This window comes from Exiguobacterium sp. s189 (assembly GCF_018617615.1).
Lineage (GTDB): Bacteria > Bacillota > Bacilli > Exiguobacteriales > Exiguobacteriaceae > Exiguobacterium > Exiguobacterium aestuarii_A.
This window is the reverse complement of the sequence record NZ_JACSKM010000005.1, coordinates 180,632-194,605: the sequence shown is the minus strand read 5'-3', so window position 1 is coordinate 194,605 and position 13,974 is coordinate 180,632. Positions and strand designations below refer to the sequence as shown.

Sequence of the window (13,974 nt, the reverse complement as noted above, 5' to 3'; positions counted from 1 at the left end):
GAGACGATGAGGTAGATAGGTCATGGGTGGAAGCGTGGTGACACGTGGAGCTGAATGATACTAATCGGTCGAGGCTTTGATCTAGTCTATGGTTTGTGTTGATGAATCCTCAGTTTTCAGGGAACAAGCCCTAAAGTCTGGTGGCGATAGCGAGACGGCCACACCCGTTCCCATGCCGAACACGGAAGTTAAGCGTCTCAGCGCCGAAAGTAGTTGGGGGATCTCCCCCTGTGAGGATAGGACGTTGCCAGGCAAACGGTGGTTCTGGAGCATTCGCTCAAGGGCCGCCGTTTTTTCTTATCATCGATTAAGTCTAGTGGAAGAGAGGACGTAAGAAATGGCTAAGAAGATCAAAGTATATGTCGAACCAAATGAAACGATCAGCGAATGTTTAGATCGAATCAATGAAATGGGTTATCGTCCTATACGCCGCATTGAAAAGCCCGTCTTTGAGCAAACGGGAGCCAAAGATGAACCTGTCCATTCCCATCAATCGATTTTATTTGAATGCGTCTCTAAAGAATCCTAATGCCAAGCCGTCACACTATCTGTGTGACGGCTTTTTGATTTGATTTAAAACGAATGCTCGCGTTCAAAGCATCGGTCTCCAAGCGCATTCAATAAAGTTTGAGCGCGTTTTTCTATCTTCTTAGGAAGATTCTCTTTACTAAAGTATTCAAGAGCCAGACTTTCACCGTCTTCCATCAGAAGTTCTCCATGTACTCCTTTTGCCTGATATAAATGGATGACACCGTATGTTTCATCGCCGTTCGGATATTTAAAATAACCATCTGAACCGGAAAAGACTTGAATGAATTCAAATTTCTTAGCGAAAAGTCCAGTTTCTTCTTTTAATTCTCGTGCAGCGACTTCTTCCAACGTTTCTCCGAGCTCCATCGATCCTCCTGGTAAACCCCAGTCAAGTGTATCCGATCTAAATTGCATAAGTACCTCTTGTTTTTGATTGATGACTAAAATGGTCGCTCCGACGCTGATGATCGGACGGTTGCCAATCGCTTCCCGAAGACTCGATATGTAACTCATCTAACTCCCCCTTTTATAATAGAATACAGGATATGCAAAGAAGTTTCTCATCACACCCAAAAAGCGAACGATAAATATTCAGACAATTAAAATGTTCGCAGTTTATTGACATGTTTTCAAAGAACAAGGTACGATAGGCGTGTGAGATAGGAAAAATAAATAGTGCTCCATATAATCGCAAGGAAATGGCTTGCAAGTTTCTACCTGATCACCGATTCTGATCAGACTATGGGGTGTAGCTGACGTGTATTTGTCATGCCTATACCCTAAACTGATTGCTCGGTTTAGGGATTTCTTTTTGTAAGGGGGACATTTGGAATGAACGTAGTAGTTGGAGTAATCATGGGTAGTTCATCTGACTGGGAGACGATGAAACATACATGTGACATGTTAGATGAGTTACAGATTCCATATGAAAAACAAGTCGTATCAGCTCACCGTACACCAGACCTTATGTTCGAATATGCTGAAGAGGCACGAGGCAGAGGCATTCAAGTAATCATTGCGGGTGCTGGCGGAGCAGCCCACCTTCCTGGAATGGTAGCTGCGAAAACGACACTTCCTGTCATCGGTGTCCCTGTTCAGTCTAAAGCTCTCAATGGAATGGATTCGCTACTCTCGATTGTTCAGATGCCTGCAGGAGTTCCAGTAGCAACTGTTGCGATTGGTAAAGCGGGAGCAACGAATGCGGGATTACTTGCTGCTCAAATTCTTAGCATTCACTCCACAGACATTACAAATCGACTTGATGCATTTCGGGAGAAGAAACAAGAGATGGTGATGCGAGGAACGGAGGAGTTGGTCTGATGAGAATCGGAATTTTAGGTGGAGGACAACTTGGACGGATGATGTCTCTTAGTGCGAGTGCAATGGGGTATACGACACTTTGTCTCGATCCAAACCCACATGCACCGACTGCTCAAGTGGCAGATTCAATTGTTGCCTCATTTGATGATGTCGACGCCGCAAAGAAACTCGCCGACCGTTCTGACATCGTGACGTACGAATTTGAGAATATCGACACAGAAATGATTGCTGCGATTGAAGAAAAATGTCCACAAGGAATGGATGTATTGAAAGCGACGCAACATCGCATCTTAGAAAAACAAATGATTGAATCTGCGGGACTACGAGTCGCACCTTATGTTTCAGTCCGTACCGTTCGAGATGTTCGGGAGGCGAAAGAAAAGCTTGGGTTGCCATTTGTCGTCAAAACGTGTCGCTTTGGCTATGACGGAAAAGGGCAAACAGTCATTCGGACGGAACAGGATGTTCAGGCATTCATTGAACAGTTCACGGAACAAGAATATGTCGCTGAAGCTTGGTTGCCGTTTGAAAAAGAGATCTCGGTCATTGTGACACGTGGAGAGGAAGAAACGTCGACGTTCCCAATCAGTGAAAATATTCATCATAACAACATTCTACATCTATCCATCGTACCGGCTCGTGTCGCTGATGAGATTCAAGAAGATGCGAGACATCTCGCACTTCAACTCGCAGACCACATCGGGTTGATGGGAACACTCGCTGTCGAGTTGTTCGTCATGCCAGATGGTCGCCTTTACGTAAACGAACTCGCACCACGTCCACATAATTCTGGACATTACACGATTGATGCATGTGAGACCTCACAATTTGAACAACACATTCGAGCCGTGACAGGGATGCGTCTCGGACGAACGACACTGACCACTCCGGTTGTCATGGTCAATCTTCTCGGCGAACATATGCAACGACTCAATGTCAAAGCATTGCCATCGAATGTTAAACTACATCTGTATGGAAAAGATGAAGCGAAGACGGGTCGCAAGATGGGACACTTGAATGTTCTCGGTGACACAGTCGAGGATGCGCTTCATACCATCGAACAACTGGCAATTTGGAAGGAGACCGTTTTATGATTTCACGCTATACCCGCCCAGAGATGGCGAACATTTGGACCGATCAAAACAAGTTCGAGGCTTGGTTAAAAGTTGAGCTTTACGCGTGTGAGGCTTGGAGTGAACTTGGAATTATCCCGAAAGAAGATGTACAAGTCCTTTGGGACAAAGCATCGTTTGATGTTGATCGTATTTTAGAAATTGAACAAGAGACGCGTCACGATGTGATTGCGTTCACGCGTGCCGTTTCCGAGACACTCGGGGAAGAGAAGAAGTGGGTACACTACGGATTGACGTCGACGGATGTCGTCGATACGGCGCTCTCGTACTTAATCAAGCAGGCGAATGATATTTTAGAAGCCGATTTAGATCGCTTCATCGGCATTCTTGCAGAAAAAGCAAAAGCACATAAATATGACATCATGATGGGACGTACACACGGTGTGCACGCAGAGCCGACAACGTTCGGTTTGAAGCTTGCCCTTTGGTATGAAGAAATGAAGCGGAACAAGAAACGTTTCATGGCAGCACGCGAAACGATTGAGTTTGGGAAAATGAGCGGAGCCGTCGGGACGTTTGCGAATATCGACCCATTCATCGAATCATATGTGTGTGACAAACTCGGAATCGAAGCTGCACCGATCTCGACACAGACGCTCCAACGTGACCGTCATGCCGAGTATATGTCGACGCTCGCTTTGATTGCGACATCGATTGAAAAGATGGCTACCGAGATTCGCGGTCTTCAAAAGACAGAGACACGTGAAGTGGAAGAGTTCTTCGCAAAAGGGCAAAAAGGATCGTCGGCGATGCCGCATAAACGAAACCCAATCGGTTCTGAAAACATGACGGGTCTTGCGCGTGTCATTCGCGGTCATATGATGACGGCTTACGAAAACGTTCCGCTTTGGCATGAGCGTGACATCTCGCACTCGTCAGCAGAACGCATCATTATTCCGGATGCGACGATTCTTCTCAACTATATGTTGAATCGCTTCGGCAATATCGTGAAGAACTTGACGGTCTTCCCAGATAACATGCGTCGCAACATGGACCGTACGTTCGGGATTATCTTCTCGCAACGTATTCTGCTCGGTCTCATCGAGAAAGGCTGGTCGCGTGAAGCGGCATATGACGCGGTTCAACCGAAGGCGATGCAAGCGTGGGAAGAAGAGACGATGTTCCGAACATTGATTGAAGAGGACAAAGAAATGGGCGCACTCTTTACGAGTGAAGAGCTCGATGAATTGTTCGACCCGCGTTATCATGTACGCCGTGTCGATACAATTTTTGAACGCTGTGGTTTGTAATCGTTGAGGGGCGACATGCCCCTCTCACTTTTAAGGGGGACGGTTCAGATGAAAGCAATTTATGAAGGCAAGGCGAAAGCGTTATTTGAGACAGAAGAAGCGGGTGTGCTTCGCGTGTATTACAAAGACGATGCGACAGCATTCAATGGAGAGAAGAAAGAGTCGATTGATGGGAAAGGAATCCTGAACAACGCCATCACGACACAGCTGTTCGAATTGATGCATGACAACAAGATTCCGACGCACTTTATCAAACGAATCTCAGAGCGAGAACAGTTGGTACGCCGTGTTGACATCATTCCGTTAGAAGTGGTTGTCCGAAACGTAGCGGCAGGAAGCCTGGCGAAACGACTCGGTTGGGAAGAAGGGACACCGCTCCTTGCACCGATTGTCGAGTTCTACTATAAGGATGATGCGCTCGGGGATCCACTCCTAACAGAAGACCATATCCGTTTGTTGCAAGTCGCTACACATAAAGAAGTCGAAACATTGCGACAACTTGGCCTTTGGGTAAACGATGTATTACTCGATTTCTTCGGTCAACATGGCATTGACGTGATTGATTTCAAACTAGAATTCGGGAAAGTGGACGGAACCATCATCTTAGCGGATGAGATTTCACCAGACACGTGCCGACTGTGGGACAAAGAGACGAAACAAAAGTTAGATAAGGACGTATTCCGTCGCGATTTAGGTTCTTTGACTGAGACGTATGGACAATTGTTAACACGCATAGGGGGAAATGGACAATGAAAAAAGTAAACGTGTATGTGACATTACGTGAAAGTGTACTCGACCCACAAGGAGTAGCTGTGAAAGGCGGACTCGAGCATCTTGGATTTGCTGGAATTGAATCGGTTCGCATCGGGAAAGTCATCGAGCTTCAGGTCGCTGATGAAACGACAGAGGACATGGTCAAAGAGATGTGTGAGAAACTGCTCGTCAACACGGTCATTGAGAATTATGAAATCGAGATGGGGGTACTTGCATGAAGTTCGCGGTCATCGTCTTTCCAGGATCAAACTGTGACCTCGACATGTATCACGCGGTAAAAGACGTGCTCGGGGAAGAAGCGGAATACGTGTTTCATACAGAAACCTCACTTGAAGGGTTCGATGGGGTGCTCTTACCAGGTGGCTTCTCATATGGAGATTACTTGCGTTGCGGGTCAATCGCCCAATTTTCACCGATTATGGCGGAGGTAAAACGTTTCGCAGAAGAAGGACGTCCGGTGCTTGGTGTATGTAACGGATTCCAAGTACTTGTCGAAGCGGGACTCCTCCCTGGCGTGTTGATGCGAAATCGTGATTTGAAATTCATGTGTAAGACCGTCGAACTCGTCGTTGAAAATAACGAGACGATGTTCACAAGTGACTATGCGGCACAGGAAACGATTCGCGTGCCAATCGCACACGGTGAGGGCAACTACTACTGTGACGAGGCGACACTTGAGACATTGAAGGCAAATGGTCAGATTGCGTTCACCTATAAAGAGAACCCGAACGGATCGGTCGAACAGATCGCCGGCATTACGAACGAAGCAGGAAACGTACTCGGCATGATGCCACACCCAGAGCGTGCGGTCGAAGCATTGCTCGGTGGGGAAGACGGTAAACGGTTATTCACGTCAATTGTAAAATGGGGGGCACGACATGTTACTTACAACTGAACCGACAGCTACGCAAATCCGCGATGAAAAGATTTATGCCACGATGGGATTATCGGACGACGAATACGCACTCGTCGTCTCACTGCTTGGTCGGGAGCCAAACTATACAGAAATCGGTCTCTTCTCGGTCATGTGGTCTGAACACTGTTCGTACAAAAACTCGAAACCTGTGCTCCGGAAGTTTCCTACAACCGGAAAGCACGTCTTACAAGGACCAGGAGAAGGGGCGGGAATCGTCGATATCGGAGACGGTCAAGCTGTCGCCTTTAAAATCGAGAGTCATAACCACCCGTCAGCGATTGAACCTTATCAAGGGGCGGCGACTGGGGTGGGCGGAATCATTCGTGACATCTTCTCGATGGGCGCCCGTCCGATTGCTTTATTGAACTCACTCCGTTTCGGAGATTTGAACGAATCACGTGTGAAACATTTATTCGGTCATGTCGTATCCGGTATCGCTGGATACGGGAACTGTGTCGGCATCCCGACTGTCGGTGGGGAAGTCGCATTCGACCCGGCCTACTCAGGGAACCCACTCGTCAACGCGATGTGCGTCGGTTTCATCCGTCATGAAGATATTCAAAAAGGAATCGCGGAAGGTGTCGGGAACTCGGTCATGTACGTCGGAGCAACGACAGGGCGCGACGGAATCCATGGTGCCACATTCGCTTCTGAAGAACTCGGGGAAGATGCGGACGAGAAACGTCCAGCTGTACAAGTCGGAGATCCGTTCATGGAGAAGTTATTGATTGAAGCGTGTCTTGAAGTCATCAAACACCCGGCGCTCGTTGGGATTCAAGACATGGGGGCAGCTGGATTGACATCTTCTTCAGCGGAGATGGCCTCGAAAGCCGGCATGGGAATCGAGATGAACTTAGACCTCGTCCCGCAACGTGAGACAGGCATGACGCCTTACGAGATGATGCTATCGGAATCACAAGAGCGGATGCTTCTCGTTGTCAAAGCCGGACATGAAGACGAGATTGAAGCGATCGTGACGAAGTGGGGACTTCATGCGATCAAGGTCGGCGAGGTCATCGAAGAGAAAGTGCTTCGTCTCGTTCACCAAGGAGAGGTCGCAGCAGAGGTACCAGTCGATGCGCTCGCAGAAGACGCTCCTGTCTATCATAAACCTTCAAAAGTACCAGCCTACTACGAAGCTTTCCAAGCCATGAGTCCTGTCACACCAATCGTCGAAGATGTGATGGCGACATGGAAAGACGTCCTTGCGATGCCAAGTATCGCTTCGAAACGTTGGGTGTATGAGCAATACGACCATATGGTTCAAACATCGACGGTCGTCGCACCGGGCAGTGATGCTGCAGTCATTCGCATTCGTGAGACGGAGAAGTCGCTCGCGATGACGACCGACTGTAACGCGAAATACGTCTATCTCGACCCGCGTGTCGGTGGGGCAATCGCTGTCGCTGAAGCGGCACGTAACATCGTCGCAAGTGGTGCAGAGCCTCTTGCTTTGACAGACTGTCTCAACTTCGGAAGCCCAGATAAACCGGAAGGATTCTGGCAGCTCGACCAAGCCGTCGAAGGAATGGCAGAAGCGTGCCGGACGCTCGATACACCTGTCATCGGTGGGAACGTATCGTTGTACAACGAATCGAACGGACAAGCCATTTATCCGACACCGGTCGTTGGAATGGTCGGTCTCATTGAGAAGCCAGAGCATATTACGACATCGTTTGCGAAACAAGCCGGAGACGTTGTCTTCTTACTCGGAGAGATAAAAGCAGAATTTGGTGGCAGTGCCCTTCAAATGCTCCAAGACGGAAAAGTGAGCGGACATGCGCCGACACTCGACCTTCAGGAAGAGCGTCAGACACAGAAAGCATTACTTCAAGCGATTCGTGAAGGTCTTGTCACGGCGGCACACGATGTGTCAGAAGGTGGTCTTGCGGCAGCGTTACCAGAACTCGTTTTCGGAACAGGGTTCGGTGTCGACGTCACAATCGATACAGATCTCGTCACTGGGTTATTTAGTGAATCCCAGTCACGCTTCCTCGTGACAGTCGACCAAACAAAAGCAGAGGCATTCGCGAGCATGACGAACGGAACGGCAATCGGTACGGCAATCGGTACGGTCACAGAAGCGGCAACTGTTGTTGTTCGCGCGAGCGATCGCTTGATTGAAATGGATGTGCAAGAGTTGGAACGTGTATGGGAAGGAGCTATTCCATGTTATATGACATCCGAGGCATGAACGAGGAATGTGGCGTCTTCGGTGTGTTCGGTCACATCGAAGCGTCACACCTTGCCTACTACGGACTTCACAGTTTGCAGCACCGTGGCCAAGAAGGAACGGGAATCGTAACGGCGGACGGAGAGCGTCTCCACGCGAAACGTGGACTCGGACTCGTCACCGAAGTATTTGACGAAACGTCTCTCGACGCACTCACCGGGAATCATGCAATCGGTCACGTACGCTATTCGACAGCGGGCGGCAACACGCTTGAGAACGTTCAACCGCTCCATTTCAAGTCGTTGACAGGGGACTTGGCGATGGCGCATAACGGAAACCTTGTGAATGCGACTGAGTTGAAACATATGCTCGAAGCGGAAGGTGCGATCTTCCAAACGACGTCTGACACGGAAGTCGTGGCCCATCTTATTAAGCGAAGTCGCGGTAATTCATTGAAAGAACGTATTGCGGATAGTTTGGCTCGTCTCGTTGGAGCATTCGCTTTCTTATTTTTGACGGAAGATGCCCTATACGTCGGAGTCGACGTTCATGGGTTACGTCCTTTGTCACTCGGGCAGACGGAAGACGGTGCATACGTTTTCGCATCAGAGACATGTGCGTTTGACGTCGTGGGAGCAACGTATGTCCGAGACGTTGAACCAGGCGAGTTACTCATGATTACGAATGAGGGCATCACATCTGAACGCTTCAGTGAAGCGGCAGTTCGTGCGATGTGTTCGATGGAATACATTTACTTCTCACGTCCGGACTCGATCATCGACGGCATCAACGTGCATACGGCGCGTAAAGCCATGGGGAAAAAGATGTTCGAAGAAGCGCCGGTCGAAGCGGATGTCGTGACGGGGGTGCCGGACTCGAGTATTTCCGCGGCAATCGGTTATGCCGAAGCGAGTGGAATCCCATACGAGATGGGACTTATTAAGAACCGTTATGTCGGACGGACATTCATTCAACCTTCTCAGGAATTACGGGAGCGCGGCGTGAAGATGAAACTGTCGGCGTTACGCGGTGTCGTGAATGGGAAGCGGGTCATCATGGTCGATGATTCCATCGTCCGAGGAACGACGAGCCGCCGAATCGTCACTTTGCTTCGAGAGGCAGGCGCGACGGAAGTGCATGTGCGCATCACGTCACCGCCAATCAAGCATCCATGCTATTACGGAATCGATACATCAACAAAGGAAGAGTTAATTGCGGCAACCAAATCCGTTGAAGAAATTAGAGAAGAGATTGGTGCCGACACACTAGCGTTTCTCACATTGGATGGAACGGTCGAAGCCATCGATCGTCCATTTGAAGGAGCGCTACGCGGGCAGTGTGCTGCATGCTTCACGGGACTTTATCCGACTGAACTTGCAGAACTCGTGACAGAGACAAAGGCTTAAGGGGGAAAAACCGATGAGCGTTAGATACGAACAAGCGGGTGTGAATTTAGAAGCAGGGTACGAGGCTGTATCCCGTATGAAACGTCATGTCGCCCGGACGATGCGTCCGGAAGTGATGACAGGACTCGGGAGTTTTGGGGCGATGATTGACCTCGGCTCGATGAATATGAAACATCCGATTCTCGTAAGTGGGACGGATGGGGTCGGGACGAAGCTGAAGTTGGCTTTCGCGCTCGACCAACATGACACGATTGGAATTGATTGCGTCGCGATGTGCGTCAACGATTGCCTCGTTCATGGAGCAGAACCGCTCTATTTCCTCGACTATATTGCGACAGGAAAAGCAGAACCGGCTAAACTTGAGCGCATCGTTGCCGGGGTCGCTGAAGGATGTGTCCAAGCCGGTTGTGCCCTCGTCGGAGGAGAGACGGCTGAGATGCCTGGAATGTACCCAGATGGAGAGTATGACATTGCCGGATTTGCGGTCGGGGTCGTTGAGAAAGAAGATTTACTCGATGGTTCGACGATTCAGGATGGAGATGTCGTCTTAGGGCTTGCTTCTTCAGGTGTTCATTCAAACGGTTTTTCTCTTGTGCGTCATATCGTCGAAGCGCAAGGTCTTCACTATACGGATGAGATTGCGATGCTTGATACGACACTTGGGAACGCGTTGCTCCTGCCGACACGGATTTATGCCGAAGCGGCGAAGGCGGCGATTTCGACAGGTAAGGTTCAAGGGATGGCACACATCACGGGTGGTGGCTTCTATGAGAATGTCCCTCGTATGTTACCGGAAGGACTCGGGATCACGTTCGATGCATCGAGTTGGCCAAGCCTTCCTGTATTCGACTGGCTCGAACAAGTCGGAAACATCTCGAAACAGGAAATGTTCAATGTCTTCAACATGGGCATTGGTTATATGATTACGGTACGAGCTGAGGATGTGGAACTTGTTGAAGCGGCGCTTGAACGTGTCGGGGAAACTGCGCACCGAATCGGTAAAGTCGAGAGTCGTCCAGGAATTCGAATCTCAGGAGTGGACCAATGAAACGATTTGCCATCTTTGCGTCAGGATCGGGAAGTAACGCCGAAGCCATTTGGCAAGCGATCGCCGATGGTCATTTGTCTGCCGAATGCGTGTTGCTTGTGACGGACAAACCAGAAGCCACGGTTCTTGATCGTGCGGAACGTCATGGGATTTCAAGTTTTTCATTTACACCGAAAGCGTACGCGTCGAAAGAGGAGTTCGAGGAAGAAATTCTCGTCCTTCTCGATTCGCTTCGTGTGGACTATATTGTGTTAGCAGGGTATATGCGCTTGATCGGAAATGTGTTACTATCCGCATATCCGAACCGAATCATAAACATTCATCCTTCGCTCTTGCCTGCGTTTCCGGGGAAAGACGCGATTGGTCAGGCGCTTGACGCGAACGTGTCGACGAGTGGCGTGACGGTTCATTATGTGGATGCGGGGATGGACACGGGTCCAATCATCGCACAAGCGTCAGTCGAGATTGAAGGATGCGACCGAACTGAAGCGACACGACGCATTCAAGCGATTGAACATCAACTGTATCCGCGCGTATTACAACAAGTGTTGAATCAACAGGAGGTTTTCAAGTGAGAGCATTATTAAGTGTTTCTGATAAAACAGGCATTGTCGAACTCGCAACCGTCTTGCATGAGGCGGGCATCGAGCTCATTTCAACAGGAGGGACCGAGGCGGCACTCCAACAAGCCGGTTTACCGGTCAAAAACATCTCTGAGGTGACATCGTTCCCAGAAATGTTAGACGGTCGTGTCAAGACGTTACACCCACTCGTTCACGGCGGATTGCTCGGACGTCGCGACCTCGATACACATGTCGCTCAAATGAAAGACCATGATATCGAACCGATTGATTACGTGGTCGTCAATCTTTATCCGTTTAAAGAGACGATTGCAAAAGAAAATACGACGTACGAAGAAGCGATTGAAAATATCGATATCGGTGGACCGAGCATGTTGCGTTCAGCCGCAAAAAACCATGCGAGCGTCACGGTTGTCGTTGATCCGAGTGACTATACACTCGTTGCGGATGAAGTACGTGAAGGTGGCACATCATTTGAGACACGCCAACGTCTCGCCACGAAAGCGTTCCGTCATACGGCTGCTTATGACGCATTGATTGCCGATTATTTAGGGCGTCAAATCGGAGAAACCTTCCCAGAACAGTTGACAGTCACGTATGAAAAAGTTCAAGACCTTCGTTATGGAGAAAACCCGCACCAACAAGCGGCGTTTTATAAGACGCCATTGTATGATGGGATGACACTCGCGAATGCGACACAACTCCACGGGAAAGAACTTTCGTATAACAACATTCAGGATACGAATGCGGCCCTTGAAGCACTCAGCGAATTGAACGAACCGGCTGCTGTCGTCGTCAAACATATGAACCCATGTGGTGTCGCGGTAGGACGGACGATTTATCAGGCGTTCGAACGTGCACATGCGGCTGACCCGGTCTCTATTTTTGGTGGGATCGTTGCCTTGAACCGCGAAGTCGATGTAGAAACGGCAGATGCCCTTCGTAACATCTTTTTAGAGATCATTATTGCTCCATCCTTTAGTGAGGCAGCACTTGAACGATTGAAAGAGAAAAAGAACCTTCGTCTGTTAACGTTGGATATGGGTCAAATGACAGGGATGCGCTTAACAGCTGTCGCTGGAGGATTGCTCGTACAAGATGGGGACGACATGACACTCGATGATGCAGCTTGCCAAATCGTGACGGACCGTCGCCCGACAGCATCAGAATGGGAAGATTTAAAACTCGCATGGCGCGTCGTCAAACACGTGAAATCAAACGCCATTGTCGTAGCGAAAGATGAGACGACGATTGGGATTGGAGCGGGGCAGATGAACCGCGTCGGAGCAGCAAAAATCGCTTTCGAACAAGCGGGTGAACGTGCGACAGGCGCAGCGCTTGGAAGTGACGCATTCTTCCCAATGGCAGACACAGTCGAAGCGGCAGCAGCGGCAGGCATTACGGCCATCATTCAACCAGGTGGGTCGATCCGCGATGCTGAATCGATTGAAGCGGCAAACCGTCACGGTATTACGATGGTGTTCACATCGGTCAGACATTTTAAACACTGAGAGGGGTTCGCGTCATGAACGTAATGGTCATCGGTCGAGGAGGACGCGAGCATGCGCTCGCATGGAAATTAAAACAAGACGGGCATCACGTCTTCGTTGCACCAGGTAACGCCTTCATGGAAGGTATGACATGTGTATCGATCAATGAGACAGACGTCGAGGCACTTGCTCGGTTCGCAGAAGAAACGAACATCGAATGGACGATTGTCGGACCTGAGTCTTCTTTGATGGCAGGGGTCGTCGATACGTTCTGTGCTAAAGGATTGAACATCTTTGGACCGACGAAAGCAGCGGCTCTGCTCGAAGGAAGTAAAGCGTTCGCAAAAGAGGTCATGATGGAGGCGGGGATTCCGACAGCAGCGTACGAAGCGTTCACGGACGCAGAATCGGCGCTCTCCTATATTCAGAAACTTGGAGCACCGCTCGTCGTTAAAGCCGACGGTCTTGCTGCTGGAAAAGGTGTCACGGTCGCGTTCACAGTGGAAGAGGCAGAAGCTGCGGTACGTGATATTTTCACGACGGATAAATTCGGACAACAGTCACAGGTCGTCATTGAAGAGTTCCTTGATGGGGAAGAATTTTCACTCATGGCGTTCGTCTCGGGAGAGCGTGTCATTCCAATGATTACGTCACAAGATCATAAACGTGCCTATGACGGTGACAAGGGACCGAACACAGGTGGTATGGGTGCCTACAGTCCGATGCCGCATTTGTCAGAGGACGTGTATGAAGAAGCGGTGAAGACGGTACTCGAACCCCTCGCTCAAACGATGGTCAAACGAGGGACTCCGTTTGAAGGATTCTTATACGCCGGACTGATCTTGACATCGAGCGGACCAAAAGTGATTGAATTTAATGCTCGCTTCGGTGACCCAGAGACAGAAGTTATTTTGCCGAATTTGAAATCACCGCTCCTCGACGTGATTCAAACGGTCATCCGCAAAGAGCCATATTCGATTGAATGGGTCGAGGGTTATACGATGGGGGTCGTCATCGCAGCGAAAGGTTATCCGGACCGACCTGTCACCGGGCAAGTGTTGTCTGGTTTTGAGACGCTCCCGCAGGACGTTCTCGTCTTTCACGCTGGAACTGCACAGCAGGACGGTCAAATCGTTGGGAACGGTGGTCGCTTGCTCGTTATCACAGCGACGAAATCGACGCTACTTGAAGCGAAGACAGCAGTTTATGAAGCCATCGCACAACTCGATTTACCGGATACGTTCTACCGGACAGATATCGGTTCACGGGCGTTCACACAGATTATTTGAAGGATGGGTCAACCCATCCTTTTTTTCATGCGAAAAAAAGGGAATCCCGATATCCTGTTCTAC

At 49.5% G+C, this 13,974-nt stretch carries 14 protein-coding genes, 2 rRNA genes and 1 riboswitch; of the genes, 15 read left to right on the top strand and 1 reads right to left on the bottom strand.

All coding sequences use genetic code 11. The features are described from left to right. The 3 genes from KNO99_RS08745 to KNO99_RS08735 all read left to right on the top strand — a co-directional run. A 23S ribosomal RNA gene (locus tag KNO99_RS08745) occupies positions 1-84 on the top strand; the annotation flags it as partial. A gap of 52 nt (positions 85-136) precedes the next feature. Beyond that, a 5S ribosomal RNA gene (gene rrf / locus KNO99_RS08740) occupies positions 137-253 on the top strand. An 84-nt stretch (positions 254-337) separates the two neighbouring features. After that, on the top strand, positions 338-529 hold the full coding sequence (locus tag KNO99_RS08735; protein WP_214747521.1) for an NETI motif-containing protein: 192 nt from the start codon (positions 338-340) through the stop codon (positions 527-529). A gap of 44 nt (positions 530-573) precedes the next feature. On the opposite strand, the gene KNO99_RS08730 is transcribed toward KNO99_RS08735, so the two are convergent. Continuing rightward, a complete protein-coding gene (locus KNO99_RS08730; RefSeq protein ID WP_214747518.1) occupies positions 574-1,044 on the bottom strand; it encodes an NUDIX hydrolase in 471 nt (156 codons plus the stop codon). A 147-nt stretch (positions 1,045-1,191) separates the two neighbouring features. Then, positions 1,192-1,293, top strand: a riboswitch (purine riboswitch). Positions 1,294-1,362: 69 nt separating this feature from the next. Here KNO99_RS08730 and purE point away from each other — a divergent pair. The 12 genes from purE to purD are packed head-to-tail and all read left to right on the top strand — an operon-like array spanning position 1,363 to position 13,911. After that, entirely contained in the window at positions 1,363-1,851 is a 489-nt protein-coding gene (gene purE, locus KNO99_RS08725; RefSeq protein ID WP_214747515.1) for a 5-(carboxyamino)imidazole ribonucleotide mutase, read from the top strand. Continuing rightward, positions 1,851-2,945 (top strand): 5-(carboxyamino)imidazole ribonucleotide synthase, encoded by a 1,095-nt coding sequence (gene purK / locus KNO99_RS08720; protein WP_214747512.1) that lies wholly within the window; start codon positions 1,851-1,853, stop codon positions 2,943-2,945. The genes purE and purK overlap by 1 nt, the downstream gene beginning before the upstream one ends. Continuing rightward, positions 2,942-4,234 (top strand): adenylosuccinate lyase, encoded by a 1,293-nt coding sequence (gene purB, locus KNO99_RS08715; RefSeq protein ID WP_214747509.1) that lies wholly within the window; start codon positions 2,942-2,944, stop codon positions 4,232-4,234. The genes purK and purB overlap by 4 nt, the downstream gene beginning before the upstream one ends. Before the next feature lie 48 nt (positions 4,235-4,282). Further along, the gene (gene purC / locus KNO99_RS08710) at positions 4,283-4,987 is read left to right on the top strand and encodes a phosphoribosylaminoimidazolesuccinocarboxamide synthase (RefSeq protein WP_147536348.1); all 705 of its coding nucleotides are present in this window, start codon (positions 4,283-4,285) and stop codon (positions 4,985-4,987) included. Beyond that, entirely contained in the window at positions 4,984-5,226 is a 243-nt protein-coding gene (gene purS, locus KNO99_RS08705; RefSeq protein WP_074032936.1) for a phosphoribosylformylglycinamidine synthase subunit PurS, read from the top strand. Before purC ends, purS begins: the two co-directional genes overlap by 4 nt. Continuing rightward, complete coding sequence (purQ, locus tag KNO99_RS08700) at positions 5,223-5,903, top strand: phosphoribosylformylglycinamidine synthase subunit PurQ (RefSeq protein ID WP_214747506.1); 681 nt, start codon at positions 5,223-5,225, stop codon at positions 5,901-5,903. Before purS ends, purQ begins: the two co-directional genes overlap by 4 nt. Then, the gene (gene purL / locus KNO99_RS08695; RefSeq protein WP_214747501.1) at positions 5,887-8,118 is read left to right on the top strand and encodes a phosphoribosylformylglycinamidine synthase subunit PurL; all 2,232 of its coding nucleotides are present in this window, start codon (positions 5,887-5,889) and stop codon (positions 8,116-8,118) included. Before purQ ends, purL begins: the two co-directional genes overlap by 17 nt. Then, positions 8,094-9,503, top strand: coding sequence for an amidophosphoribosyltransferase (gene purF, locus KNO99_RS08690; protein WP_214747496.1), 1,410 nt, complete (start codon positions 8,094-8,096; stop codon positions 9,501-9,503). Before purL ends, purF begins: the two co-directional genes overlap by 25 nt. A 13-nt stretch (positions 9,504-9,516) precedes the next feature. Further along, positions 9,517-10,551, top strand: coding sequence for a phosphoribosylformylglycinamidine cyclo-ligase (purM, locus tag KNO99_RS08685; RefSeq protein WP_214685456.1), 1,035 nt, complete (start codon positions 9,517-9,519; stop codon positions 10,549-10,551). Further along, the gene (gene purN, locus KNO99_RS08680; RefSeq protein WP_214747492.1) at positions 10,548-11,126 is read left to right on the top strand and encodes a phosphoribosylglycinamide formyltransferase; all 579 of its coding nucleotides are present in this window, start codon (positions 10,548-10,550) and stop codon (positions 11,124-11,126) included. The genes purM and purN overlap by 4 nt, the downstream gene beginning before the upstream one ends. Continuing rightward, entirely contained in the window at positions 11,123-12,643 is a 1,521-nt protein-coding gene (gene purH / locus KNO99_RS08675) for a bifunctional phosphoribosylaminoimidazolecarboxamide formyltransferase/IMP cyclohydrolase (RefSeq protein ID WP_214747489.1), read from the top strand. Before purN ends, purH begins: the two co-directional genes overlap by 4 nt. A 14-nt stretch (positions 12,644-12,657) precedes the next feature. After that, on the top strand, positions 12,658-13,911 hold the full coding sequence (gene purD, locus KNO99_RS08670) for a phosphoribosylamine--glycine ligase (RefSeq protein WP_214747486.1): 1,254 nt from the start codon (positions 12,658-12,660) through the stop codon (positions 13,909-13,911). Positions 13,912-13,974: the final 63 nt, after the last annotated feature.

Coding starts and splice junctions, on each gene's coding strand:
- KNO99_RS08735 (WP_214747521.1), top strand. CDS start 338: ATGGCTAAGAAGATCAAAGTATATGTCGAACCAAATGAAACGATCAGC.
- KNO99_RS08730 (WP_214747518.1), bottom strand. CDS start 1,044: ATGAGTTACATATCGAGTCTTCGGGAAGCGATTGGCAACCGTCCGATC.
- purE (WP_214747515.1), top strand. CDS start 1,363: ATGAACGTAGTAGTTGGAGTAATCATGGGTAGTTCATCTGACTGGGAG.
- purK (WP_214747512.1), top strand. CDS start 1,851: ATGAGAATCGGAATTTTAGGTGGAGGACAACTTGGACGGATGATGTCT.
- purB (WP_214747509.1), top strand. CDS start 2,942: ATGATTTCACGCTATACCCGCCCAGAGATGGCGAACATTTGGACCGAT.
- purC (WP_147536348.1), top strand. CDS start 4,283: ATGAAAGCAATTTATGAAGGCAAGGCGAAAGCGTTATTTGAGACAGAA.
- purS (WP_074032936.1), top strand. CDS start 4,984: ATGAAAAAAGTAAACGTGTATGTGACATTACGTGAAAGTGTACTCGAC.
- purQ (WP_214747506.1), top strand. CDS start 5,223: ATGAAGTTCGCGGTCATCGTCTTTCCAGGATCAAACTGTGACCTCGAC.
- purL (WP_214747501.1), top strand. CDS start 5,887: ATGTTACTTACAACTGAACCGACAGCTACGCAAATCCGCGATGAAAAG.
- purF (WP_214747496.1), top strand. CDS start 8,094: ATGTTATATGACATCCGAGGCATGAACGAGGAATGTGGCGTCTTCGGT.
- purM (WP_214685456.1), top strand. CDS start 9,517: ATGAGCGTTAGATACGAACAAGCGGGTGTGAATTTAGAAGCAGGGTAC.
- purN (WP_214747492.1), top strand. CDS start 10,548: ATGAAACGATTTGCCATCTTTGCGTCAGGATCGGGAAGTAACGCCGAA.
- purD (WP_214747486.1), top strand. CDS start 12,658: ATGAACGTAATGGTCATCGGTCGAGGAGGACGCGAGCATGCGCTCGCA.